19 protein-coding genes are annotated in these 23,076 nt (G+C 66.4%); 14 read left to right on the top strand and 5 right to left on the bottom strand.

The window, feature by feature from the left end; translation table 11 throughout:
* The first annotated feature begins 77 nt into the window (after positions 1 to 77).
* Positions 78 to 2,471, top strand: coding sequence for a RelA/SpoT family protein (locus tag J2S97_RS05790; RefSeq protein ID WP_307047399.1), 2,394 nt, complete (start codon positions 78 to 80; stop codon positions 2,469 to 2,471).
* 26 nt (positions 2,472 to 2,497) lie between these two features.
* On the opposite strand, the gene J2S97_RS05785 is transcribed toward J2S97_RS05790, so the two are convergent.
* The 3 genes from J2S97_RS05785 to J2S97_RS05775 form a co-directional block, all read right to left on the bottom strand.
* Positions 2,498 to 3,112, bottom strand: a complete 615-nt coding sequence (locus tag J2S97_RS05785) for a hypothetical protein (RefSeq protein WP_307047398.1) — start codon at positions 3,110 to 3,112, stop codon at positions 2,498 to 2,500.
* 94 nt (positions 3,113 to 3,206) lie between these two features.
* Positions 3,207 to 4,886, bottom strand: a complete 1,680-nt coding sequence (locus J2S97_RS05780) for a DUF349 domain-containing protein (RefSeq protein ID WP_307047396.1) — start codon at positions 4,884 to 4,886, stop codon at positions 3,207 to 3,209.
* Between the two features lie 62 nt (positions 4,887 to 4,948).
* Entirely contained in the window at positions 4,949 to 5,749 is an 801-nt protein-coding gene (locus J2S97_RS05775) for a peptidylprolyl isomerase (protein ID WP_307047394.1), read from the bottom strand.
* A 256-nt stretch (positions 5,750 to 6,005) separates the two neighbouring features.
* Here J2S97_RS05775 and hisS point away from each other — a divergent pair, with 256 nt between their 5' ends.
* The gene (hisS, locus tag J2S97_RS05770; protein WP_307047392.1) at positions 6,006 to 7,349 is read left to right on the top strand and encodes a histidine--tRNA ligase; all 1,344 of its coding nucleotides are present in this window, start codon (positions 6,006 to 6,008) and stop codon (positions 7,347 to 7,349) included.
* Here the strand turns inward: hisS and J2S97_RS05765 are convergent.
* On the bottom strand, positions 7,339 to 8,595 hold the full coding sequence (locus tag J2S97_RS05765; RefSeq protein ID WP_307047391.1) for an APC family permease: 1,257 nt from the start codon (positions 8,593 to 8,595) through the stop codon (positions 7,339 to 7,341). The two genes, hisS and J2S97_RS05765, sit on opposite strands and share 11 nt — an antisense overlap.
* 99 nt (positions 8,596 to 8,694) lie before the next feature.
* Here J2S97_RS05765 and aspS point away from each other — a divergent pair, with 99 nt between their 5' ends.
* Positions 8,695 to 10,500, top strand: a complete 1,806-nt coding sequence (gene aspS, locus J2S97_RS05760; protein WP_307047389.1) for an aspartate--tRNA ligase — start codon at positions 8,695 to 8,697, stop codon at positions 10,498 to 10,500.
* 77 nt (positions 10,501 to 10,577) lie between these two features.
* The gene (locus tag J2S97_RS05755; protein ID WP_307047387.1) at positions 10,578 to 11,369 is read left to right on the top strand and encodes a GNAT family N-acetyltransferase; all 792 of its coding nucleotides are present in this window, start codon (positions 10,578 to 10,580) and stop codon (positions 11,367 to 11,369) included.
* Here the strand turns inward: J2S97_RS05755 and J2S97_RS05750 are convergent.
* Positions 11,366 to 12,013, bottom strand: coding sequence for an acVLRF1 family peptidyl-tRNA hydrolase (locus J2S97_RS05750; RefSeq protein ID WP_307047780.1), 648 nt, complete (start codon positions 12,011 to 12,013; stop codon positions 11,366 to 11,368). The genes J2S97_RS05755 and J2S97_RS05750 overlap by 4 nt on opposite strands.
* A 53-nt stretch (positions 12,014 to 12,066) precedes the next feature.
* Here J2S97_RS05750 and J2S97_RS05745 point away from each other — a divergent pair, with 53 nt between their 5' ends.
* From J2S97_RS05745 to aroC, 10 genes are all read left to right on the top strand, one after another.
* On the top strand, positions 12,067 to 13,491 hold the full coding sequence (locus tag J2S97_RS05745) for a replication-associated recombination protein A (protein WP_307047384.1): 1,425 nt from the start codon (positions 12,067 to 12,069) through the stop codon (positions 13,489 to 13,491).
* 224 nt (positions 13,492 to 13,715) lie between these two features.
* The gene (locus tag J2S97_RS05740; protein WP_307047382.1) at positions 13,716 to 14,114 is read left to right on the top strand and encodes a cupin domain-containing protein; all 399 of its coding nucleotides are present in this window, start codon (positions 13,716 to 13,718) and stop codon (positions 14,112 to 14,114) included.
* A 271-nt stretch (positions 14,115 to 14,385) separates the two neighbouring features.
* Positions 14,386 to 15,012 carry a 30S ribosomal protein S4 gene (gene rpsD / locus J2S97_RS05735; protein WP_011692125.1) on the top strand — a complete coding sequence of 209 codons (627 nt, stop codon included), beginning with the start codon at positions 14,386 to 14,388 and terminating at the stop codon, positions 15,010 to 15,012.
* 145 nt (positions 15,013 to 15,157) lie between these two features.
* Positions 15,158 to 15,532 carry a DUF948 domain-containing protein gene (locus tag J2S97_RS05730; protein ID WP_307047378.1) on the top strand — a complete coding sequence of 125 codons (375 nt, stop codon included), beginning with the start codon at positions 15,158 to 15,160 and terminating at the stop codon, positions 15,530 to 15,532.
* A 19-nt stretch (positions 15,533 to 15,551) separates the two neighbouring features.
* Positions 15,552 to 15,782 (top strand): DUF6167 family protein, encoded by a 231-nt coding sequence (locus tag J2S97_RS05725; RefSeq protein ID WP_307047377.1) that lies wholly within the window; start codon positions 15,552 to 15,554, stop codon positions 15,780 to 15,782.
* A 208-nt stretch (positions 15,783 to 15,990) separates the two neighbouring features.
* Positions 15,991 to 18,669 carry an alanine--tRNA ligase gene (alaS, locus tag J2S97_RS05720; protein WP_307047375.1) on the top strand — a complete coding sequence of 893 codons (2,679 nt, stop codon included), beginning with the start codon at positions 15,991 to 15,993 and terminating at the stop codon, positions 18,667 to 18,669.
* Between the two features lie 7 nt (positions 18,670 to 18,676).
* Positions 18,677 to 19,276, top strand: a complete 600-nt coding sequence (gene ruvX, locus J2S97_RS05715) for a Holliday junction resolvase RuvX (protein ID WP_307047373.1) — start codon at positions 18,677 to 18,679, stop codon at positions 19,274 to 19,276.
* A complete protein-coding gene (gene mltG / locus J2S97_RS05710; protein WP_307047371.1) occupies positions 19,273 to 20,985 on the top strand; it encodes an endolytic transglycosylase MltG in 1,713 nt (570 codons plus the stop codon). The genes ruvX and mltG overlap by 4 nt, the downstream gene beginning before the upstream one ends.
* The gene (locus J2S97_RS05705; RefSeq protein WP_307047369.1) at positions 20,982 to 21,842 is read left to right on the top strand and encodes a shikimate dehydrogenase; all 861 of its coding nucleotides are present in this window, start codon (positions 20,982 to 20,984) and stop codon (positions 21,840 to 21,842) included. Before mltG ends, J2S97_RS05705 begins: the two co-directional genes overlap by 4 nt.
* A 26-nt stretch (positions 21,843 to 21,868) precedes the next feature.
* Positions 21,869 to 23,068, top strand: coding sequence for a chorismate synthase (gene aroC / locus J2S97_RS05700; RefSeq protein WP_307047367.1), 1,200 nt, complete (start codon positions 21,869 to 21,871; stop codon positions 23,066 to 23,068).
* The last annotated feature ends 8 nt before the right edge of the window (positions 23,069 to 23,076 follow it).

The following is a 23,076-nucleotide window of genomic DNA, read 5'->3' as shown; positions in this document are numbered from 1 at the left end:
ATATGCGGTCCGGTTACAGAAGTCTCCTGCTGCGGGAATAGACTGGGATAATTAAACGGGTCGTGAGGGGTGCTTCATTGGAAGAACGTTCGACGTCGGCGCCAACGGCCGACGGTGGTGAAGGTCCGGGCCAGGGGCCGCAGGCCGGTTTGGTTGCGCCCGGGCGCCCGGATGCAGGCGTGCCGGTTGACAGTTCCGGGTTCCGCCCCACCTTCCCCGGACGGCGCGAACGCACCAGGTCCAGGCTCGCCCGGCTGACGGGCCGAGGAACGGCCACGTATTCACCCATACTCGAGCCGCTGCTGCGCACCGTCCGGGCGAACAACCCCAAAGAGGATTTCGACCTCATCCAGCGTGCCTTCGTCGTCGCCGAGCAGAGCCACCGGGGCCAGAAACGCAAGAGCGGCGATCCCTACATCACGCACCCCGTCGCCGTAGCCACCATTCTGGCCGAACTGGGCCTGAGCGGCACCACGCTGGCCGCCGCGCTGCTGCACGACACCGTGGAGGATACGCCTTACACGCTGGCGGACCTCAAGCGGGACTTCGGCCCCGAAGTCGCCATGCTGGTGGACGGCGTGACCAAGCTGGACAAGGTGAGTTTCGGCGAAGCCGCACAGTCTGAAACGGTCCGCAAGATGGTCGTCGCGATGGCCAAGGACATCCGGGTGCTGATGATCAAGCTGGCGGACAGGCTGCACAACGCCCGCACGTGGCGCTTCGTCTCCGCGGAGTCCTCGGCCCGCAAAGCCCGCGAAACACTGGAAATCTTCGCGCCGCTGGCACACCGGCTGGGCATGAACACCATCAAGTGGGAACTCGAGGACCTCTCCTTCGCTGCGCTGTACCCGAAGGTGTACGAGGAAATCGTCCGCATGGTGGGGGACCGGACCCCGGAGCGCGAAAAGAGCCTCAGCGTCATCCGGAACCAGATCACCGACGATCTCCGGACTGCCAAGATCAAGGCCACCATCACCGGCCGCCCCAAGCATTACTATTCGATTTACCAGAAGATGATCGTCCGCGACAAGGACTTCGACGACATCAACGACCTCATGGGCGTCCGGGTCCTGGTGGACTCCGTCCGTGACTGCTACGCAGCCCTGGGCACGCTGCATTCGCGCTGGAACCCGCTTCCGGGGCGGTTCAAGGACTACATCGCGATGCCCAAGTTCAACATGTACCAGTCCCTGCACACCACGGTCATCGGGCCGGGCGGCAAGCCCGTGGAGATCCAGATCCGCACCCACGAAATGCACCGCCGCGCAGAATACGGTGTGGCCGCGCACTGGAAGTACAAGGACCAGCCGAACAGGACGGCCGCAGGCCCCGGCAGCCCCCGCGACGGCGACATGGGCTGGCTGCGGTCCCTCGTTGACTGGCAGCAGGAAACTTCCGATCCCGGAGAGTTCCTGGACTCCCTGCGGTTCGAAATCAACGCCCGGGAAGTTTTCGTGTTCACGCCCAAGGGCGAGGTCATGGCACTGCCGGCAGGGTCCACTCCGGTGGACTTCGCGTACGCGGTCCACACCGAAGTGGGCCACCGGACCATCGGCGCCAGGGTCAATGGCAAGCTGGTTCCGCTCAACAGCGAACTGAACCATGGCGACTGGGTGGAGATCTTCACCTCCAAGGCGGAAGGCGCCGGACCCAGCCAGGACTGGCAGCACTTCGTCAAGAGCGCCCGCGCCCGCAACAAGATCAGGCAGTGGTTCAGCAAGGAGCGCCGCGAAGAGGCCATCGACCGCGGCAAGGAACTCCTGACCAAGGCGATGCGCAAGCAGAACCTTCCCCTGCAGCGCCTCATGACCCATGACGCCCTCGCCGAAGTGGCTGAGCATTTCAAGTACGTTGACATCTCCGGCCTCTACGCCGGAGTGGGCGACGGGCACACCTCCGCTCAATCCGTCATGGAACGGATGGTTGAGACCCTGGGCGGCAACGATAGCCCCGAAGATGACCTGACTGAGGTCAGCATCCCCACGCAGGTCAGCAAGACGAAGTACTCCGACTCCGGTGTGATCGTCCGCGGCGTGGGGGACGTGTGGGTCAAACTTGCCCGCTGCTGCACGCCGGTTCCCCCGGATCCCATCCTGGGTTTTGTCACCCGGGGTTCCGGAGTGTCGGTGCACCGCACGGACTGTACCAACGTGTCGGACCTGAAGGACCAGCCGGACCGCATCGTGGAGGTTGACTGGGCACCCACCCAGTCCAGCGTTTTCCTCGTGGAGATCCAGGTGGAGGCATTGGACCGGAAGTCCCTGCTGTCCGATGTCACCCGGATCCTGTCGGAGAACCACGTCAATATCCTGGCGGCCAGTGTGCACACCTCGACGGACCGCGTGGCCATCTCGAAGTTCGCGTTCGAGATGGGCGACCCCAAGTACCTGAGCCACGTGCTCAGTGCTGTGCGGCGCATCGATGGCGTGTTCGACGTGTACCGCACCACCGGAAACCGGCGGCGCAGCTAACCGCCGGTCTGATAGCTTCCGGGCTGCTAGCCAGGCCGGGGCTGCAGGGCCGCCAGTATCTCCAGGGCGGCCTTCTTGTACGGAACCCGGGGAGTGGCTTCGACCGCGAGGGTGAGCAGCCTCAGCCTGACGTCCAGCTCAGGGCGCTCCAGCATCTTGCGCAGGGCGGGCACCGCCCGCTCCGCGTCCACATGCAGGGCAATGTCCAGCGCCGTGCGCAGCGGGCTGGAAACCATCAGGCCGCCCAGGCTGACGACGTCGAAGGGGCCGAGCCTGACCTCATGCAGAGTGCAGCCCCGGGTGGACCTCAGGCTGGAGACACGCCGGGTGGCATCCACAAGCAGGGCCAGCCGGTCCGGTTCCCCGGCGCACCCGTAGATCCACGCCGCCGTCATCCGGCCTGCCACGACGCGCTGCCGGATTCCCGGCGGGACAGCGAAAGAGGCCGCGCGTGCCCGCAGCTGCGGAGTGGTTGCCGTGCCGGGCAGCATGTACCCGCGTTGGTAGAGCTGGCTCAGGACACCGTCGGCGGCCATGGCCTGCAGCTCAGGCCACGAAAACACCGCGCCGGGCGAATAGAGCTCAACAGACCCGGCCTCTGCGCTTCTGATATTTGCGGGGACGGAGGAGGAAGTAGCCATTCAGCCATCTTTTCCTGCAGCCCCAAACGCGTACAGGCCCCGTTCCGGGTATGTGGATAACCGGGACGGGGCCTGTACTTGGCGGGCTAGGCGCCTACGACAGTTCGCTGGCCGAACGCGAGATCTGGTCCAGCCATGCCTGGCGGGCCTCGAGGGCTTCCTGGGCGGCCTTAATCTTGCGCTGGTCGCCGGCCTTCTCGGCCTCGGCGAGGTCTTCCTTAAGTCCGGCGATGGCTGCTTCGAGTTGCGAAAGGGCGCTGTTGGTCCGTGCCTTGGTTTCCGGGTTGGACCGCTTCCAGTTCTCATCCTCGGCGTGGCGGACGGCGTCCTCCACTTTCCGGAGGCCGGCTTCGATCCGACCCATGTCCGCACGGGGAACCTTGCCGGCTTCCTCCCAGCGGTCGCGGATGGACTGGAGCGCCTTCTTGGCGGCGGCCAGGTCCTTGATCGGGAGCAGGGCGTTGGCCTCGACCAGAAGGGCTTCCTTCACGGTCAGGTTTGCACCGTACTCCTGGTCGATCTCGTCGTTGGCTGCCTGCCGCGAGGTGAAGAATACGTCCTGGGCGGCCCGGAACCGGGCCCACAGTGCATCGTCGTCCTTGCGGCTGGCGCGCGGCGAGGCCTTCCATTCGTCCATCAGTCGGCGGTATTCGCCCGCGGCGAAGCCCCAGTCGGTGGAGGAGGAGAGCGCCTCGGCTTCAGCGATCAGCTTTTCCTTGGCAGCCTTCGCCGCGGAATTGTTGCTGTCCAGCTGCGAGAAGTACGCCCGGCGGTGGCGGTCGAAGACCGTCCGTGCTGCCCGGAACCGCTTCCAGAGGGCGTCCTCGTTGCTGCGGCCCAGGCGGACGCCGTTCTTCTGCGCAGCCTTCCAGCTTTCGAAGAGTTGATTCATTCGGGCGCTGGAGGTCTTCCACTGGATCTGCGCAGGATCGTGGCCGGAAATTTCTTCCGCTTCCGCAACGATTGCTTCGCGGGCTGCCAGTTCGGCGGCGCGCACGGCATCGTGTTCAGCCTTTTCGGCCTTTTCGAGTTCCGTGATCTGGGTGGACAGCGTGTCGAGGCGGGCCTCGGCGGCGCGGAGGTCACCCACCATGTTCCGTTCGCCCAGCTGCTCGCGCAGGTGCGTCACGGTTTTCTGCATGTCCGTGGTGGGGGCCTTGGAGCTTACGCGCTGTTCCAGGAGAACAATCTGGGCCACCACGTCGTCGTACTTCCGGGCAAAGTAGCCCAGTGCTTCGTCGTCGCTGACGCCCGGGTACTGGCCCACGGGGTGTTCGGCGCCGTCGATAGTCAGGAAAACGTGTCCGTCCCCTTCAACCCGTCCCCAGCGTGCAGCTTCCGCCAGCGATGCAGCCGAGGAAACAGGCGCAGGGGCCGGAGCCACAGGGGAGGAAGCGGCCTTGGGCCGCGCCGCAAACGCGGCCGGCGATGGGGCCGGGCGGGGTGCGGGACGCGGCGCCGCGGGAGCTGCGGCCTCTTCCGCGGCGGGCGCCTCTTCGGCCGGTGCCTCCTCAGCTGCAGGTGCCTCCTCAGCCGCTTCGGGAGCCTCGGCAGTTGCGGGAGCCTCTTCGGCAACGGGTGCCTCGGTAGGTGCGTCCTCAGCTGCGGGAGCCTCCGGTTCGGAGGTTTCCTGGGTGGCTGACTGTGCCTCTGCCGTGGGTTCGGCTGCTGCGTCGTTGCCAGCCGCCTGCGCGTCGTCAACCACCTGAGCCCCGGCCCCGGCCTCGTCGGCAGCTGCTGTTACTGTTTCGTCGGATTTCTGACTGTCTGTCACCGCTAAAAGTCTTTCGCTTGGAGGGAAATACCTGCACCCGCCGCGTGGAGGCCGGGCGCTGGTTACTTCAGAGAGAACGAGTCTATCGTGACTGGTTCCACAGGAGCGCCGTCTGTTGCGCTTCCGCCCGTCTTAATACCGCCGGCCGCGATGTTCGTCACTACATCAAGGCCGGACGTCACCTTGCCCACAATCGTGTACCCGCCGGCCTCGTCAGCCGGGATGACAGTGTCTTTATAGACGATGAAGAACTGGGTGCCGTTTCCGTAGGCGTTCCCGCTGGTACGCGCCACAGCAATGGATCCGGCGGGATACTTGTTGTCCGCCGGCGTGTTTTCCAGCGGCCCCCAGGTGTAGGAAGGGTCTCCCTGGCCGTCGCCGGTTTTGGAACCGCACTGCAGGACTCCGAAGCTCTCGCCGGTGGTCAGCCGGTGGCAGCTGATTCCGCTGTAGTAATTCTCGTCGGCCAGCGATTTGAAGACTGCGGCCGCCTGGGGAGCCTTGGTTCCGTCCAACTCAACTCCCAGCGCGCCGCTGTTCAGCTTGAGCTCTCCGGTGAAGACCTTGCCGGCCGCGGTCTCCGGTTTCGGGATGTTCGCGGCGTTGGTGGCCGGTGTTGATGGGGTTGCCGACGGGCTGGTCAGCCCGGCCTGCGCCGCGGCATACTCGTCCTCGGTCGGGTTACTGGCAAAGACGGTGAGTTGGAGGACGACGGCGAGCACCAGCGCCGCGGCACCCGCGCCTGCAGCGAGGACATTGTCGCGCTTACGGCGTTTCTCCTGCTGCCGCCGCAGCTCGCGTTTCGCCTCCATTTGCAGGATGCGCCGCTTTGCTTCGCGAGCGCTCCGTGAACTGGCCGCCAAAAGTCCTCCTGGTTGTCGGGCCGGCCCGCCGAACGGGCCAAAGGCGACGTCCGGTGTCCGGCAGCAAGCGGCAGACGATGCTCCGGGCCCCGCTCCATTAGAGTTGCTGGCGCCGAAAGCATAAACTGACTGCCGCACATAGTTTATGCATGACTGGCTGGACTCCCGCCTTTACCGCCGCTTTTTGATCACATGGCGGAGTCGGATCACCGCGCAGCGGACTCCAGCCTTCTGTTACCTGAGGAGAAAATCCACCATGGCACGCACCGCCTCCCTGTCCGGATTCCCCGAGTGGCTTCCCGAGGAGCGGCTGGTGGAGCTGCATGTGCTGGACACCCTGCGGCGTGTCTTCGAGCTGCACGGCTTCTCCTCGATCGAAACCCGCGCAGTGGAAACCGTGGGCCAGCTGCTCCGCAAGGGTGAGATCGACAAAGAGGTGTACGGACTCAGCCGCCTGCAGGAGGACGAAGAGGAATCCAGGGCAGCCAAGGGCGACCACCACTCCCTGGCACTGCACTTCGACCTGACGGTGCCGTTCGCGCGCTATGTGGTCGAGAACGCCGGCTACCTCGCGTTCCCGTTCCGCCGGTACCAGATCCAGAAGGTGTGGCGCGGTGAGCGCCCCCAAGAAGGCCGCGCCCGCGAATTCACCCAGGCTGACATCGACATCGTCGGCGACGGCGACCTGCCGTTCCGTTACGACGTCGAAATTGCACTGGTGATTGCCGAGGCCCTGAGCGCCCTGCCGATTCCCGACTTCCGCCTGCGCATCAACAACCGCAAACTTGCCGAAGGCTTCTACCGCGGGATCGGCCTGACGGACACCGCCGGGGTGCTGCGGAGCATCGACAAGCTCGAGAAGATCGGCCCTGCAAAGGTCGCGGAGCTGCTCAAGACCGAACTGGGGGCCACCGAGGAACAGGCCCAGGCAGCCCTGAGCCTCGCCGCCATCCGCACCGAGGACACCACCTTCGTGGACAAGGTCCGCGCCCTGGGAGTCAAGGACGAGCTGCTCGAGGAAGGCCTGAACGAGCTCGAGCAGGTCATCGCAGCCGCCGTGCAGCGAGCTCCGGGCAAGGTAGTGGCTGACCTCAGCATCGCCCGCGGCCTGGACTACTACACCGGAACCGTCGTGGAAACCGTCCTGGTGGGCCACGAACAGCTGGGCTCCATTTGCTCCGGCGGGCGCTACGACGCACTGGCCAGCAAGGGCAACCGCAAGTTCCCGGGCGTCGGCCTGTCCATCGGCGTCACCCGCCTCGTCTCGAGGATCCTGAGCCAGGACCTGGCGCAGGCCACCCGTTCGGTGCCTACGGCAGTGCTCGTCGCCTTGAACAACGACGGCAGCTGGGGCGCGGCCCAGGACGTCGCCGCACAGCTGCGCAGCAGGGGGATTTCCACCGAGGTGGCCGCCAAGGCGGAGAAATTCGGCAAGCAGATCAAGTTCGCCGACCGCCGCGGCATCCCCTTCGTCTGGTTCACGGACGACGACGGCAAGCACCAGGTCAAGGACATCCGCTCGGGCGAACAGTCAGACGCCGATCCCGCCACGTGGACGCCGTCGGACGAGGACCTGTACGTCCGCGTCCTCAAGTCGTAGGCGGCACCTTCCGCAGCCGGAGCACCACGTACCGGCCGGCAATTCCTGCGGCCAGCACGGCCGCCATGCCCGCCACCGAAGCAAACGGCAGCGTGACGGCAAGAACCAGGCAACCAACGAAGCCGGCCGCATTCAGCCATCTGGGCGCGCTGCCCGGCCGCTCGGCAAGGGTGAAGGCGGCGGCATTCGTCACGGCATAGTAGATCAGCACGCCGAAGCTCGAGAAGCCCACGACGGTCAGCACGTCGGTCGTCAGGAGCAGCGCAATCACGGCTGCGGCCACGGAAAGCTCCGCGACGAACGGGACCGTGTGCTGCCCGCCCACCCGGGCCAGAGGAGTGGGCAGGTCCCGCTCCCTCGCCATGGCCATCGCAGTGCGGCCCACCCCGGTGATCAGTGCAAGCAGGGCGCCCAGGCAGGCCGCGGCCGCCCCGGCCTGCACCAGCGGGCCGCCCGCGCCAAGGGCGGAGGACGTGACGGCGTCGAGCAGCGGTGACAGCGATTCAGCCAGCCGCCCCGGGGACAGGTGCCAGAGCAGCAGCACGGCGAGTCCCAGATAGATCACGAAAGCTGCGGCCAGCGCAGCCAGGATGGCCCGCGGAATGGTGCGGGCGGGATCCTTGACCTCTTCGCCCAGCGTGGCGATCCGGGCGTACCCGGCGAAGGCAAAGAACACCAAGCCGGCAGCCGGAAGGATTCCCCAGGCGCTGCCCGGGCCTGCGACGGGACCGGCCGGCGCCGGATGCGGCCCGGCAATGCCCGCTGCCGCCACAAACACCAGCGTGCAAAGGACTATGGCGAGCAGGATCCTGGTCAACAGGGCGGTGCGCGTGATGCCCATCAGGTTGACCCCCGTGAGCACCACGACGGCGGCGACGGCCAGCGGGGTGGCGAAGCCCGGTGCCGCATAATGGCCGAAGGTCAGTGCCATGGCCGCACACGACGCCGTCTTTCCGGTGACGAATCCCCAGCCGGCGATGAAACCGGGCCATTCGCCGAGCTGCTTGCGGCCGTAGACATAGGTCCCTCCGCTGGCCGGGTATTTGGCGGCCAGCTGGGCCGACGCCACAGCGTTGCAGTAGGCAATGGCTCCGGCAATCAGGACCGATGCAATCATCAGCCGGCCGGCCAGGGCGGTGGCGGGGGAGAAGACGACGAACACGCCGGCGCCGAGCATGGAGCCGAGTCCGATGGCGGTGGCGTCAAACACCCCGAGCCGGCGTTGAAGCCGTTGATGGGTCTGCATGGCGGAAGGGGAGCCTCTCCAACGGGTAAACTCGAACGGGGCCGTTCCCGTTACGGTTCCATTCAACATCATCTCTGTCTTCCTTCTGAAAGGTAAGCTGTGCTGCGCACACATGACCTCGGATCCCTTCGCTCCGAGCACATTGGACAAACCGTAACCCTGGCCGGCTGGGTGGGCCGGCGTCGTGATCACGGTGGTGTGGCATTCGTTGACCTCCGCGATGCCTCAGGCGTCGCCCAGGTAGTGGTCCGCGAAGAAGAGGTCTTCCACGGGCTCCGCAACGAGTACGTGCTCCAGATCATCGGTACGGTTTCCCAGCGCCCCGAGGGCAATGAAAACCCGGCACTGGCCACCGGCGAGATCGAGGTCATTGCCGAGAAGGTGACCATCCTCAACACCTCCGATCCGCTGCCCTTCCAGATCGACGAGCACGTCGAGGTGGGCGAGGAAGCACGACTCAAGCACCGCTACCTGGACCTGCGCCGCCCGGGCCCCGCCCGGAACCTGCGCCTGCGCTCCGAAGCGAACCGCGTGGCACGCGAGCTGCTCCACCAGGACGGCTTTGTTGAGATCGAGACCCCCACGCTGACGCGTTCGACGCCGGAAGGCGCCCGCGACTTCGTGGTCCCCGCACGCCTCGCGCCGGGTTCCTGGTACGCCCTGCCGCAGTCCCCGCAGCTCTTCAAGCAGCTCCTGCAGGTGGGCGGCTTCGAGAAGTACTACCAGATCGCCCGCTGCTACCGCGATGAGGACTTCCGCGCGGACCGCCAGCCGGAATTCACCCAGCTGGACATCGAAGCGAGCTTCGTGGAGCAGGACGACATCATTTCGCTCGGCGAAAGCATCGTCAAAGCCCTGTGGCAGCTGATCGACGTCGAGATCCCGACGCCGATCCAGCGCATCACCTACGCGGACGCCATGGCGCGCTACGGCTCGGACAAGCCGGACCTCCGCTTCGGCCTGGAACTGACCGAACTCACGGAATTCTTCAAGGACACCAATTTCGGCGTGTTCAAGGCCCCGTACGTCGGCGCTGTGGTCATGCCCGGCGGTGCCTCGCAGGCACGCCGTGCACTGGACGCCTGGCAGGAATGGGCCAAGCAGCGCGGCGCCAAGGGCCTCGCCTACGTGCTCTACAAGGAGGACGGCGAACTGGCCGGTCCCGTGGCCAAGAACCTCACGGACACCGAGCGGGCCGGCCTCGCCGACGCCGTCGGCGCCAAGCCCGGGGACTGCATCTTCTTCGCAGCCGGCGAGAAGACACCGTCCCGTGCGCTCCTCGGTGCCGCCCGTGTTGAAATCGGGCACCGCACCGGCCTGATCAACCCGTCCGACTGGGCATTCTGCTGGGTGGTGGATGCTCCGATGTTCGAGCCGGCCGCAGCAGCAGTGGCCTCGGGCGACGTGGCCGTCGGCGCCGGCAAGTGGACCGCCGTCCACCACGCCTTCACCTCGCCCAAACCTGAGTACATGGACTCGTTCGATCAGGACCCGGAATCGGCCCTGTCTTACGCCTACGACATCGTCTGCAACGGCAACGAAATCGGCGGCGGCTCGATCCGTATCCATGAGCGCGATATCCAGGAACGCGTCTTCGAACTCATGGGCCTGGACAAGGCAGACGCTGAGACGAAGTTCGGCTTCCTCCTGGAAGGCTTCAAGTTCGGTGCCCCGCCGCACGGCGGGATCGCCTTTGGCTGGGACCGCGTTGTGGCACTGCTGGCAGGCGTGGAATCGATCCGCGACGTCATCGCCTTCCCGAAGTCCGGCGGCGGTTACGACCCGCTGACGGCAGCTCCGGCGCCGATCACCGCGCAGCAGCGCAAGGAGGCCGGCGTCGACTTCAAGCCCGAGGCCAAGAAAGCCGTTCCTGTGCCCCAACAGGCCGAGGACGCAGCCAAGTAGAGTGACCTGATCGTCAGCAAGGCTCTCCGGGAAACCGGGGAGCCTTTGCTGTCCCCCAAGCCGCGAAAAGGAGCCCGATGGAACGGCAGACGATCCCCGCCCTGGAGGCCCTGATGGATGCCGCCTGGCCTGCGCCCGACCGGGGGGAAGCCGGCGGGTGGGTCCTCCGCGCGGCCGCCGGCGTGACCCAGCGTGCCAACTCCATCTGGCCGCGTTTGGAGTCGAATGGAACCCCGCACGACCGGCGGGCCTTACTGCGGGATGCCCGGGCCTGGTACCGCAGCCGCCGGCTTCCTGTGATCTTCCAGGTTTTCGACAATGCCGGCAGTGCCGCGCTGAACGCTGTCCTCGACGAGGAAGGCTTCACCCGCCAGTCCGAAACCCTGATCCTGGTGCGCGGTGCCGGCGGAGATACGCCGGCGCCTGACGCCGCCGTCGAACTGTCAGCGGAGCCTACGGACGATTGGCTGCGGCTGTGGTGGAGCGTGGACGGACGCGGTGACGAGGACTCCCTCGCCACCGCCCGCGGAATCCTTGAAGGCTGCCCGTCGCTGTACGCCTTGGTGAGGGACGACGACGGCGTGCCGGCCGGCGTCGGACGCCTTGCCCTGCCTCTTGTCGGGGAACGCAATCGCGGCGGGCTGTACTGCATGGCGACCCGTCCCGATGCACGGCGCCGCGGTTACGCCTCCCTGATCCTGCAGATACTGCTGCGGGCCGGCGAGGAACGTGGGCTGGACGGGTACTGGCTGCTGGTCACCGCAGCCAACCCCGGAGCACGGGAGCTGTATGCCCGGTCCGGATTCCAGGAGGCCGGCCGCTACCTCTACCGGCAGGAGCGGCCGAAGCGGCACCTCACCGGCTGCTAGGCCGGCGGGTCGGTCACCAGGATGCGGACCGAACACGAGTCCGCGGCTGCCCGCTTCAGGACGGAGGCGCGCGGATCCGGAACGTCCAGGAACGGCAGCCGGGCCAGTGCCCCGTAGCGTTTCAGAACGGGTTCGGCGAGAACCTGCTCCGCCAGCGTGCGGTCGCCCCCAGGCGCCAGGTACTCGATCCGGTGGCCGCCGAAGATCCGGCCGGCGTGCTCCGCGACCGCCTCCACGAGGGCATCCGCCTGGTTGGCGCGCCGCCGGGCGAAACGCTGCTGGGACCAGCCGCCGGCCGCAGTCCTGGACTGCACGTGGCGGGTGCCCGTCTTGGCTGCCAGGGCGGCGCCGTCACGGACCACAGCCACGGAATAGCCGCCGCGGCGGACAAGCACCAACCCGAGAGTGCGGGACTGCGCCGCCAGCGACGCGAGCCGCGACACCGCGTCGGTTCCTGTCCCGGGCCGGCCGTCCGCCGGCCAAGGTGCCTGCAGCAGCGCCACGGCGCCGTCGGCCGCAGACAGTTGCAGGCCGCCGTCGGGCTCTTCCTCCGTGAGGGTGCCGTGGCTTGCGGCGAAGCGCTCCACCCACCCCGGCAGCCGGGCACCGGACACGAATGCCACTCGGGACTCTGGGGTGGGCATCGCTGGGGTCTCCGTTGTCAGTGCGGTCATTGAACTAGAAGTAGCCTATCTATGTGGATGATCTCTTTGGCCAAGGGCCGGATAACGACGACGACGGCGGGACAGCGGCGCCGTCCGGTTCGGCGGTTTCCGGGCCGGCCGCCGGCCGGACACAGCCGCGGAGCCCCCTCGCGGTTAGGATGCGGCCGCGCACCCTCGACGACGTGGTGGGCCAGCAGCACCTGCTGGGGCAGGGGTCCCCGCTGCGGCAGCTGGCCGCCGGTGCAGGTGCCGACTCCGCCGGGCCGGCCGGACCGACGTCACTCATCCTGTGGGGACCTCCCGGAACCGGCAAAACCACGCTGGCCCATGTGATCGCCAAGGGCCCCGGCCGGAAGTTCGTGGAACTCTCCGCCATCACCGCGGGTGTGAAGGACGTGCGGCGCGTCATGGACGAGGCGCTCACCGCGAGGGACCTTTACAAAACCACCACCGTCCTTTTCCTCGACGAGATCCACCGGTTCAACAAGGCCCAGCAGGACGCTCTGCTGCCCGGCGTCGAAAACCGCTGGGTGGTGCTGGTCGCCGCCACCACCGAGAATCCCTCCTTTTCCGTCGTCTCGCCCCTGCTGTCCCGTTCGCTGCTGCTGACGCTCCGCCCGCTGACCGATGCGGATGTCGAGGGACTGGTCCAGCGGGCCGCGACCGATGCCCGCGGACTGAACGGGAAAGTGAAGCTCAGCGAAGAAGCGCTGGCCCACCTGGTCCGGCTTTCCGGTGGCGACGCGCGCCGCGCGCTGACGGCGCTGGAGGCGGCGGCAGGCGTGGCTTTCGGTGATGCCGACGACGCCGACGACGGCCCCGTCACCGTGGAACTGCGGCACACCGAACGTGCCCTCGATGTTGCAGCCGTCAGGTATGACCGGGCAGGGGACCAGCACTACGACGTAGCGAGCGCCTTCATCAAATCCATCCGGGGCTCCGACGTCGATGCCTCGCTGCATTACCTGGCGCGCATGCTGGAAGCCGGGGAGGACCCACGGTTCATCGCCCGCCGCATCGTGATTTCGGCGGCCGAGGATGTTGGCATGGCCGACCCCACGGCATTGCAGACCGCCGTTGCTGCTGCCCAGGCCGTGCAACTGATCGGCATGCCCGAAGGTCGCATCGTGCTGGCTGAAGCCGTGGTCCACCTGGCGACCGCCCCGAAGTCCAACGCCGCGTACATGGGGATCAACAAAGCCATCGCCGACGTCCGGGCCGGCCTGGGCAACGGCATCCCCGCCCACCTGCGGGACGCACACTACCCGGGATCCAAACAGCTCGGGCACGGGCAAGGCTACAAGTACGCGCACGACGCCCCGCATGCCGTTGCCACGCAGCAATATCCCCCGGATGACCTCGTCGGCCGGGACTACTACCAGCCAACCGCCAATGGCGCTGAACGCGAGATTTCCACCCGGCTGGAGCGGCTGCGAAAGATCATCCGCGGCGGCTGACCGGTCCCGTCCCAGACGGTCCGAGGCGTTAGCCGTTGACTTCCGGCGGCGGAGGGCTAACGTTGAATTACGTCAGCACGGATCTGTTGAACGTGCGTGCCTTGAGGGGGGACATCAGCAAAAATGCCGGTTGTTCGCACACTCAGGCCCCAGGTCGGGGCTGGCACAACACAAGCCCGGCACCACCCCCATGCGCCCTCTTCCCAGTTCCCAGGTAGTGTCCTATGTCCGTAAATTTCGTCACAGCACTGTCCGTGAAATCCTTTGACATTCCGGACAAGAAGCGTTGCCCCGACAAGGCGGAATTCGACCTTGTCACCGTTAACGATTACTCGGTGGCCCGCCTGATCCTCAATCCGGGCTGGCGGTGGTCGGAGAGCAGCAAGCCCTTCGAGAAGACGGACTTCTGCCAGCACAGCCATCTCGGCTTCTGTGTCTCCGGCGTCCTGGAAGTGGAAACCGCCGACGGCGTGCGTTCCACCATCCACGCCAACGACACTTACACGCTTCCGCCCGGCCACGACGAGTGGGTGCTGGGATCCGAGCCGTTCGTCGCCGTTGAGTTCCTAGGCGCAGCCTCCTTCGGCCGGCCGTCCAGCCACGGTGTCCACGCCCGGATGTAACCGCGCCGGGATCTGGCAGCGCTGACACCCGATTGCGTTTCAGCCCGTGTTGCGCCCTCACCTGGCATCGCCGGATCAGGGCGGCAGGCCGCATCGTGGTAGGATAGTTCGTTGTCTGGCAAGGCGCGGACGCACAATCCACTGATTTCCAGCATTTCATGCTGCGGTGTGGTTATGCCCTGTGCCCAGTAGCAAAAGGCAGCGGTTGGCCGATGCTCTCCATCGTGGAGGCCAGTAACACTGACACACCGCAGATATTGGAAGGACACAAGTGGCTAACAACACTCGTGCTCGCCGTACCGCACGCCTTTCGCGTGCACTCGGCATTGCTCTGACCCCCAAGGCCGCCAAGTACATGGAGCGCCGCCCGTACGGCCCCGGTGAGCATGGCCGTGCCCGCAAGAAGCAGGACTCCGACTACGCCGTACGTCTGCGCGAAAAGCAGCGTCTGCGCGCCCAGTACGGCATCCGCGAAGCCCAGATGACCCGTGCCTTCGAAGAAGCACGCCGCACCAAGGGCCTGACCGGTGAAAACCTGATCGAACTGCTCGAAATGCGTCTCGACGCCCTCGTGCTGCGTGCCGGCTTCGCCCGCACCATCGCCCAGGCCCGCCAGCTGGTTGTGCACCGCCACATCCTGGTTGACGGCATCCGCGTTGACCGCCCGTCCTTCCGCGTCGGCGAGGGCCAGCTGGTCCACGTTCACAGCCGCAGCGAAACCATGCCTCCGTTCCAGGTTGCAGCGGCCGGCGCACACCGCGACGTCCTGCCCCAGGTTCCCGCCTACCTGGACGTCAAGCTTGACGCCCTGCAGGCACGCCTGGTTCGTCGCCCGAAGCGCTCCGAGGTTCCCGTAACCTGCGAAGAGCAGCTCGTCGTCGAATTCTACGCACGCTAAATAGCAGCAGCGTATCCAAAGAAGCCCGTGGCAAGCGCCGCGGGCTTCTTTGTATGTAAGGTACTGGGGGGAGTTCCGCAATAGCGGCAATCATGCCGCTGCGGAACCCGCAGCAGTCCACGGAATCACAAGGAGATGAACGTCTATGTCTGGTGGCGATATTGCCGGCCTGATCGCGGCAGGGGTGTTTGCGCTCCTCGTGCTGCTTCTCGCCGTGCCCATCCTGAAGCTCGGACGGGTTTTTGACGAAGTCCGGACGTCCATCCGTGCTATCAGCGACGGCGCCACACCGCTCATGGACGAAGTCACCGCAACGGTTTCCACCACCAACCAGCAGCTTAAAAAGGTTGACGGCATCTCGTCCAACGTCTCGGACGCCTCCGCCAATATTTCCGCGCTCTCGTCCCTCGTGGCCGCAACGGTGGGGTCCCCGCTGATCAAGGTGGCAGCCTTCAGCTACGGCGTTCGCTCCGCCCTGTCAGCCCGCAAGAAACCCGCCACCGGCCGCCGCAGCCGCTAATCCAGACGGAGATCACTCAATGAAAAGAATTCTCTGGATGGGAATCGGCGTCGCCATCGGTGTCATCGCGTTCCGCAAAATCACCGAGGCGCAGTCCACCCTTGGGCCCGAAGGCCTCAACCGGGCGGTGGGCCGCCTCGCCGACGGCATCTACGACTTCGCAGACGCAATCCGCGACGGGATGCAGGAACGCGAAACAGAACTGCGGACAGCACTGGGCATCGACAGCCAGGACGTGGCACGGCGCTAGCGCCCGCCACCAGGAACAGCCCGCCGGGCGGCCCGATGCCCCGGCGGATATCGCACCGCCCGGCGTGGGGGAGAATTAAACCGGCAGCCCCGGCAGATGCCACCGCAGATGCCCGGGCCGCCACGCGTCGAATGGCGTGACCTCACGCATCGGACCCATACGCATCAGAACTACACGCAGTACACCAAGAAGGGTAAGTAACCAGGTTATGAAGTCGCAGGAGATCACCAAGCGCTGGATCGACTTTTTTGTCAGCAAGGGACACACGGCGGTGCCCTCCGCCTCCCTGGTGTCCAGCGACCCCTCCCTGCTGTTCACGGTGGCCGGCATGGTGCCGTTCATTCCGTACCTGACGGCCCGCGAAGAGGCGCCGTACAACCGGGCCACGAGCGTGCAGAAGTGCATCCGCACCGGCGACATCGAGGAAGTCGGCAAGACGGCACGGCACGGCACCTTCTTCCAGATGTGCGGCAACTTCTCCTTCGGCGACTACTTCAAGGAAGACGCCATCAAGTTCGCCTGGGAACTGCTCACCACCGGCGTTGACGACGGCGGCTACGGCCTGCCGCCCGAGAAGCTCTGGGTCACCGTCTATGAAGAGGACGACGAGGCCGAGCAGCTCTGGCTCAAGAACACGGGCATGCCGGCCGAACGGATCCAGCGGATGGGCAAGGCGGACAACTACTGGTCCACCGGCCAGCCCGGTCCGGCCGGTCCCTGCTCCGAGATCTACTACGACCGCGGCCCGTCGTACGGTGTCGAGGGCGGTCCCATCGCCGACGAGAACCGCTACGTCGAAATCTGGAACCTCGTGTTCATGCAGTACCAGATCGATAACGTCCGCTCCAAGGTGGACTTCGACATCACCGGCGAACTGCCGAAGAAGAACATCGACACCGGCCTCGGCATGGAACGCCTCGCGATGATCCTGCAGGACGTCGAGAACATGTACGAGACCGACCAGGTCCGCCCCGTGATCGACAAGGCCGCGGCACTGTCCGGCCGCGAGTACACCTCCGCGGAGTCCGCCGACGATCCGCACCACACGGACGACGTCCGGATGCGCGTCGTGGCCGACCACATCCGCTCCGCCCTGATGCTGATCGCCGACGGCGTGACCCCGTCCAACGAAGGCCGCGGCTACGTGCTGCGCCGCCTGATCCGCCGCGCCGTGCGCTCCATGCGCCTCCTCGGCGTCGAAAAGGCCTGCCTGCCCGACCTCCTGCCGGCATCCCGCGACGCGATGAAGGGTGTCTACCCGGTGGTCGAAACCGACTTCGACCGGATCAGCCGCATCGCCTACGCCGAGGAGAAAGCCTTCCTGCGCACCATCGCGTCCGGCACCGCCCGGCTCGAGGACGCCGTCAAGGATTCCAAGGCCGCCGGCCAGCCGCTGTCCGGCGCCGACGCTTTTGCCCTGCATGACACCTACGGTTTCCCGATCGACCTGACGCTGGAAATGGCGGAAGAAGCAGGCCTCAAGGTGGACGAGCCCGAATTCCGGAAGCTCATGCTGGAGCAGCGCCAGCGCGCCCAGGCCGACGCCAAGGGCAAGAAGGGATCGCACGCGGACCTCAGCGCCTTCCAGGAGCTGCTGGCCGAAGGCGAGACCGTCTTCACCGGCTACACGGAGCTTGCCGGCGAATCCAAGGTCCGCGGCATCCTTGCCGGCGGCCGTAAGGTTTCCCAGGCCTCCACTGGCGAGGAGATCGAGCTCGTGCTGGCTGAGACCCCGTTCTATGCCGAGGCCGGCGGCCAGGCAGCCGACACCGGGCTCATCACGGGCGACGGATTCGTCGTCGAGGTCCTGGACGTCCAGCGGCCCGTCAAGGGCCTGAGCGTGCACAAGGCGATTGTCCGCGAGGGCGAAATCGGTGCTGACTCCCTGGTGCAGGCCGCTGTGGACCGCGAGCGGCGCCACTCTGCAGAGCAGGCCCACACCGGGACGCACATTGTCCACGCAGCCCTGCACCAGATCCTCGGCCCGGAGGCCCTGCAGCGCGGCTCGTACAACAAGGCAGGCTACCTGCGCTTCGACTTCGCCTGGGGCGAGGGCCTCAGCGCCGCAACGCGCTCGGAGATCGAGGAAGTCTCCAACCTCGCCATCCGGAACAACTTCCAGGTGGAGACCAAGGTCATGGCACTTGCCGAGGCCAAGGCGCTCGGTGCCATGGCGCTCTTCGGCGAGAACTACGGCAATGAAGTCCGGGTCGTGGAGATCGACGGCGCATGGTCCCGTGAGCTTTGCGGCGGTACGCATGTGGCCAACACCTCGCTCATCGGCAGCCTGTCCCTGCTTGGCGACCAGTCGGTAGGTTCCGGAAACCGCCGCGTGGAGGCTTTCGTCGGCATGGAGGCTTTCCGGCACCTCGCCGCCGAGCGTGCACTGGTCACGGAGCTCACCGAAATGCTGAAGGTGCCGTCCGGCCTGCTTGCAGACCGCATCGCCACCACTCTTACAAAACTCAAGACAGTTGAAAAGGAACTGGAGCGCCTGCGCAAGGAGCAGCTGGCTGCAGCCGCTGCGCAGCTGGTTGGTACGGCCAAGGATGCCGCCGGGGTCAAGGTCATTGCGCACGACGCCGGACAGGTCAGCGGCGCCGACGACCTCCGCGGGCTTGCCCTCGACCTGCGCAGCCGGCTCGGGTCCGAGGCGGCCGCCGTCGCGGTCGCCGGTGTGAGCAACGACCGCCCCGTGATCCTGGTGGCCACCAACGAGGCAGCCCGCACAGCGGGGGTCAAAGCCGGCGCCCTCGTCCGCCTTGCGGCCGGGATCCTCGGCGGCGGCGGCGGCGGCAAGGACGACGTCGCCCAGGGCGGCGGCACCGATGCGACGAAGGTACCGGCGGCGCTTACCGCCGTCGTGGACGCCATTACGAGGCGATAACCGAACTGTGAATCAATCTGCTGCACCCGGCGTCTACCCCCAGGGCATCAAACTGGGGGTGGACGTGGGCACCGTCCGCGTGGGCGTCGCTGTCTGTGACCGCGACGGTATCCTGGCCACACCCTTGAAAACGCTGGAGCGGAACGCCAAGAAGAACACGGATGTCCGTGTGCTGGCGGCCTTGGCCGCCGAGCTTGGCGCCGTCCAGATCTTCGTTGGCCTGCCGCGCACGCTCAAAGGCGAAGAGCACGCTTCGGCCCGCATGGCGACGGACTACGCCCAACTGCTGGTGGCGGCGCTGGAGAGCCGTGGGTCGGCCATTCCGGTGCAGCTGATTGACGAACGCTTAAGCTCCGTGACAGCGCACCGCAACCTGCACGAAGCTGGCATGAGCAGCCGGAATCACCGTAAGGTAGTGGATCAGGTTGCCGCAGCGGGAATTCTGCAGCACGCAATCGATATGCAAAAAGCCAGGGGAACGGATGTTGGAAGCCGCGTATTCGCGGTTTCGCAGCCGGGGCTTTCCGGGGACGCCGCAGCGGACGACGCTGAGCAGGCAGTCTCCGGAACCAACGTGCAATCTTCAGACGATGGAAGGCTACAGTGAGCCCGGTCAACAGCGGCGAGTCCTCAGGTGACGAATTCAGTGACTCCGGACGTCAGCTGACGCGCAAGGAAATCCGGGCCAGGGAGAAGTCCCTCGGGACCGAAGGCCATGACGTCGTCCCACCGCAGGCATTTGAAACCGGCCATTCGACGCAGTATCCCGCCGGAACCGCCGATCCCATGGACAACACCGGGCCGCGGTCCGCCGGTGCGCCCCCCGAAGCACCCCTCGTGCCGCCCGCCCCGCCGTCGGTGCATGAGGCGGCCCCCGAGATGCCCGAGGCGCCGCCCACCGTCCAGCACCACGAGGAACCGGTGCGGCACGAAGCACCCGTGCACCAGGAGGAACTCCTCCGGCACGAGGAACCCGTGCACCCCGAACTGCTGCACCACGAAGCACCCGTGCACCCCGAACTGCTGCACCACGAAGCACCCGAAAGTTACGACCCGCACGCCTACGCTCCACAGGGTGACCTGCACGCGGAACCCGGGCACCACCACTATGCAGACCACCACGAGGACGAGGCACACCATGTCTATGATGGTGCCGACGTCTACGCCGCGGGAGACCACCACGAACAGCATTTCGACGAGCCAGGGCACCCGCTGATGGGCGCAGGCTCCCCGGTGGCAGTGGTCCCGGCAACGTCCAAGAAGGTCCGCCACCGCCGCCGCTGGCTCGCGCTGCTGCTGACGCTCGCCGTGTTCGTCACCGCGCTGGTGGTGGGAGCCCAGTTCCTGAAGCCGCTGCTGGGAGGAGACACCATTGCCGATTACCCTGGCCCCGGCACCGGGCAAGTGAATGTTTCCGTTGAGCCCGGCGAAGGCACCAGGTCTGTTGCCACCAAGCTCGCGGAGCAGAAGGTCATTGCCAACCCGGACACGTTCCTGCGCGAGCTCACGGCGTCCGGCGGAACGGTTGCGCCGGGGGAGTTCCAGTTCCGCCAGGAGATGAAGAACTCCGACGCCGTCGCCATCCTGCTGGGCAAGGGTGAAGGCAAAGTGATGTACTTCGCCCTTAGCGCCGGGCTGCGGATCGGCGAGTCACTGCAGTCCATATCCGAGGGATCCGGCATTCCCATCACTGAACTCAAGGCGCTCAGCGACGCCCCGGCCCAGTTCGGGCTCCCGGAGAAGGCAAAGAACCTTGAAGGGTACCTGGCGCCCGGTGAGCACCGCTTCCCGCTGGGAACGTCGGCCAAGGAGATCCTCCAGACCCTGGTCACGGCAACGGTTGACGAGCTCAAGGCGCAGGGAGTCACCGATCCGGCGAAACAGTACGACGTCGTCACGGTTGCCAGCATCGTCCAGGCCGAAGGCGGGCAGGCCGAGTACGGCGACGTCGCCGGTGCGATCTACAACCGGCTCAAGCCGAACAACACCGAGACGGCCGGCCTGATCCAGTCCGATGCCACGGTGACCTACGGGCTGGGAATCAAGAGCTTCCACATCGACGAGGACCAGAAGGCCGACAAGTCGAACCCTTACAACACCTATGCCAACCAGGGGCTTCCGGTGGGACCCATCGGATCACCCGGCAAGAACGCCATCGACGCGGCTGCCAAGCCGAAGGCCAACGAATACATGTACTGGGTGACCATCAACCTGGACACCAAGGAAACGAAGTTCTCCAAGACGCTGGCTGAGCACAACGTGTACGTGGAGCAGTACAACGCCTGGTGCGCCGCAAACGCGGGACGTTGCACGTGACCCTCAGGGCTGCCGTTCTTGGGCATCCGATCAGCCATTCGAAGTCCCCGGCCCTTCATCGGGCTGCCTACGCCCGTTTGGGCGTGGAGATCGAGTACACCGCCATCGATGTGACCGTTCCGGAGCTCCCGGCGTTCATGGAGACGGTCCGCAGCCAGCCCGGCTGGCGGGGACTGTCCGTCACCATGCCGCTGAAGGCAGCCATGGTTTCCGAGGTTGATGAGGTCCGCGGGGTGGCCGGCATCCTCGGAGTCGTGAACACTGTGGCGTTCGAAGCCGAAGGGACGTCCGTCCGCAGGATCGGCTACAACACCGACGTCGCGGGCATCGTCAACGCGGTGCGGCATGCCGGCGTGGTGTCCGCACCGTCCGCGGTGATCCTCGGCGGCGGCGGAACCTCCGCCGCGGCGATCGCGGCGCTCAAGGACCTGGGGGCGCCGACGGCTGACGTTTTCGTGCGCGACGTGGGACGTGCTGCCGAAGCGCGGGCCGCGTCCGATGGCGTCGGCCTGCCGATCCGTGTCCTCCCGCTGTCCGGCGCGGCCGCTGCAATGGCGGCCGCCGACGTCGTCATTTCCACCCTCCCGCCGCACGGGGCCGATGCCCTGGCGGATGAACTCGCCGCCCTCCACGCTGCGACCCCGGGAGTACTGCTGGACGTCGCCTACGATCCCTGGCCGAGCCGGATTGCCTCCGTCTGGCAGGACGGCGGAGGCGCCGTGGTGCCCGGGCTGGAGATGTTGCTGTACCAAGCGGTGGAGCAGGTGCGGTTTTTCAGCGGCCTCGGCTACGACGTCACGGCCGATGTCATAGATGTGATGTGTGACGCAGTCGGGGCACCCCGACGAGTGTTCTAACCGCCCTACGTGGCAGGATGGATTGTATGTTGCGTTGGTTGACTGCCGGTGAATCCCATGGTCCGGCACTGGTCGGAATAATTGAAGGCGTGCCTGCCGGTGTTGAACTCACCAGCAGCCAGATCGCCGATGCCCTAGCCCGCCGTCGCCTCGGCTACGGCCGCGGGGCCCGGATGAAGTTCGAGCAGGACGTCGTTACCGTCCTCGGCGGAGTGCGCCACGGCATCACCCAGGGCGGTCCGGTGGCCATCCAGGTGGGCAACACGGAGTGGCCCAAATGGGAGCAGATCATGGCTGCCGACCCCGTGGACCCCGACATCCTCGCCGACCAGGCCCGCAACGCACCGCTGACGCGGCCCCGTCCCGGCCACGCCGACTTCACGGGAATGCAGAAGTACGGCTTCGACGAAGCCCGCCCGGTACTGGAGCGTGCCAGCGCCCGTGAAACCGCCACCCGCGTTGCCCTGGGCACCGTGGCGGCGCAGTTCCTCAAGCAGCTCGGCATCGAACTTGTCAGCCACACGGTTTCCATCGCCAGCGTCACCGTGCCCGAAGGCCGGCCGCTGCCCTCGCCGGCCAATGTGATAGCCCTCGACGCAGATCCCCTCCGCTGCTTCGACCGGGAAACCTCGGACGCCATGGTGGCCGAGGTTGACGCCGCCCATAAGGAAGGCGAAACCCTCGGCGGTGTGGTGGAGGTCCTGGCCTACGGCCTCCCGCCCGGACTCGGCAGCTACGTTCACTGGGACCGCCGCCTGGACTCCCGCCTTGCCGCTGCCCTGATGGGCATCCAGGCAATTAAGGGTGTTGAGGTTGGCGACGGATTCCTCACGGCATCCCGCCGGGGCTCCGCCGCCCACGACGAAATCGTCAAGGATTCCGACGGCCGGATCATCCGCACCAGCAACCGGGCCGGCGGCATCGAAGGCGGCATGAGCATCGGCGATGTCCTGCGTGTCCGTGCGGCGATGAAGCCCATCGCCACCGTTCCCCGCGCCCTGAAGACCATCGACGTGAGCACCGGGGAGGCCGCGAAGGCCCACCACCAGCGCTCCGATGTCTGTGCCGTCCCGGCAGCGGGCGTCGTGGCCGAAGCCATGGTGGCGCTGGTGCTCGCCGAGGCTGTGGCAGAGAAGTTCGGCGGTGATTCCGTCGCGGAGACGGCACGCAACATCAAGGGTTACCTGGACAACATTCCGGCGTCCCTGGACTCGATCGGCCAGTAGTGCCGGTC

The organism is Arthrobacter oryzae, from assembly GCF_030812315.1.
GTDB classification, from domain to species: Bacteria; Actinomycetota; Actinomycetes; order Actinomycetales; family Micrococcaceae; genus Arthrobacter; species Arthrobacter oryzae_B.
Note: the sequence above shows the minus strand (reverse complement) of the source record. Positions and strands in the feature narration are given on the sequence as shown.

Coding starts and splice junctions, on each gene's coding strand:
- J2S97_RS05785 (WP_307047398.1), bottom strand. CDS start 3,112: ATGGCTACTTCCTCCTCCGTCCCCGCAAATATCAGAAGCGCAGAGGCC.
- hisS (WP_307047392.1), top strand. CDS start 6,006: ATGGCACGCACCGCCTCCCTGTCCGGATTCCCCGAGTGGCTTCCCGAG.
- J2S97_RS05765 (WP_307047391.1), bottom strand. CDS start 8,595: ATGCAGACCCATCAACGGCTTCAACGCCGGCTCGGGGTGTTTGACGCC.
- J2S97_RS05755 (WP_307047387.1), top strand. CDS start 10,578: ATGGAACGGCAGACGATCCCCGCCCTGGAGGCCCTGATGGATGCCGCC.
- J2S97_RS05750 (WP_307047780.1), bottom strand. CDS start 12,013: ATGCCCACCCCAGAGTCCCGAGTGGCATTCGTGTCCGGTGCCCGGCTG.
- J2S97_RS05740 (WP_307047382.1), top strand. CDS start 13,716: ATGTCCGTAAATTTCGTCACAGCACTGTCCGTGAAATCCTTTGACATT.
- J2S97_RS05730 (WP_307047378.1), top strand. CDS start 15,158: ATGTCTGGTGGCGATATTGCCGGCCTGATCGCGGCAGGGGTGTTTGCG.
- J2S97_RS05725 (WP_307047377.1), top strand. CDS start 15,552: ATGAAAAGAATTCTCTGGATGGGAATCGGCGTCGCCATCGGTGTCATC.
- alaS (WP_307047375.1), top strand. CDS start 15,991: ATGAAGTCGCAGGAGATCACCAAGCGCTGGATCGACTTTTTTGTCAGC.
- aroC (WP_307047367.1), top strand. CDS start 21,869: ATGTTGCGTTGGTTGACTGCCGGTGAATCCCATGGTCCGGCACTGGTC.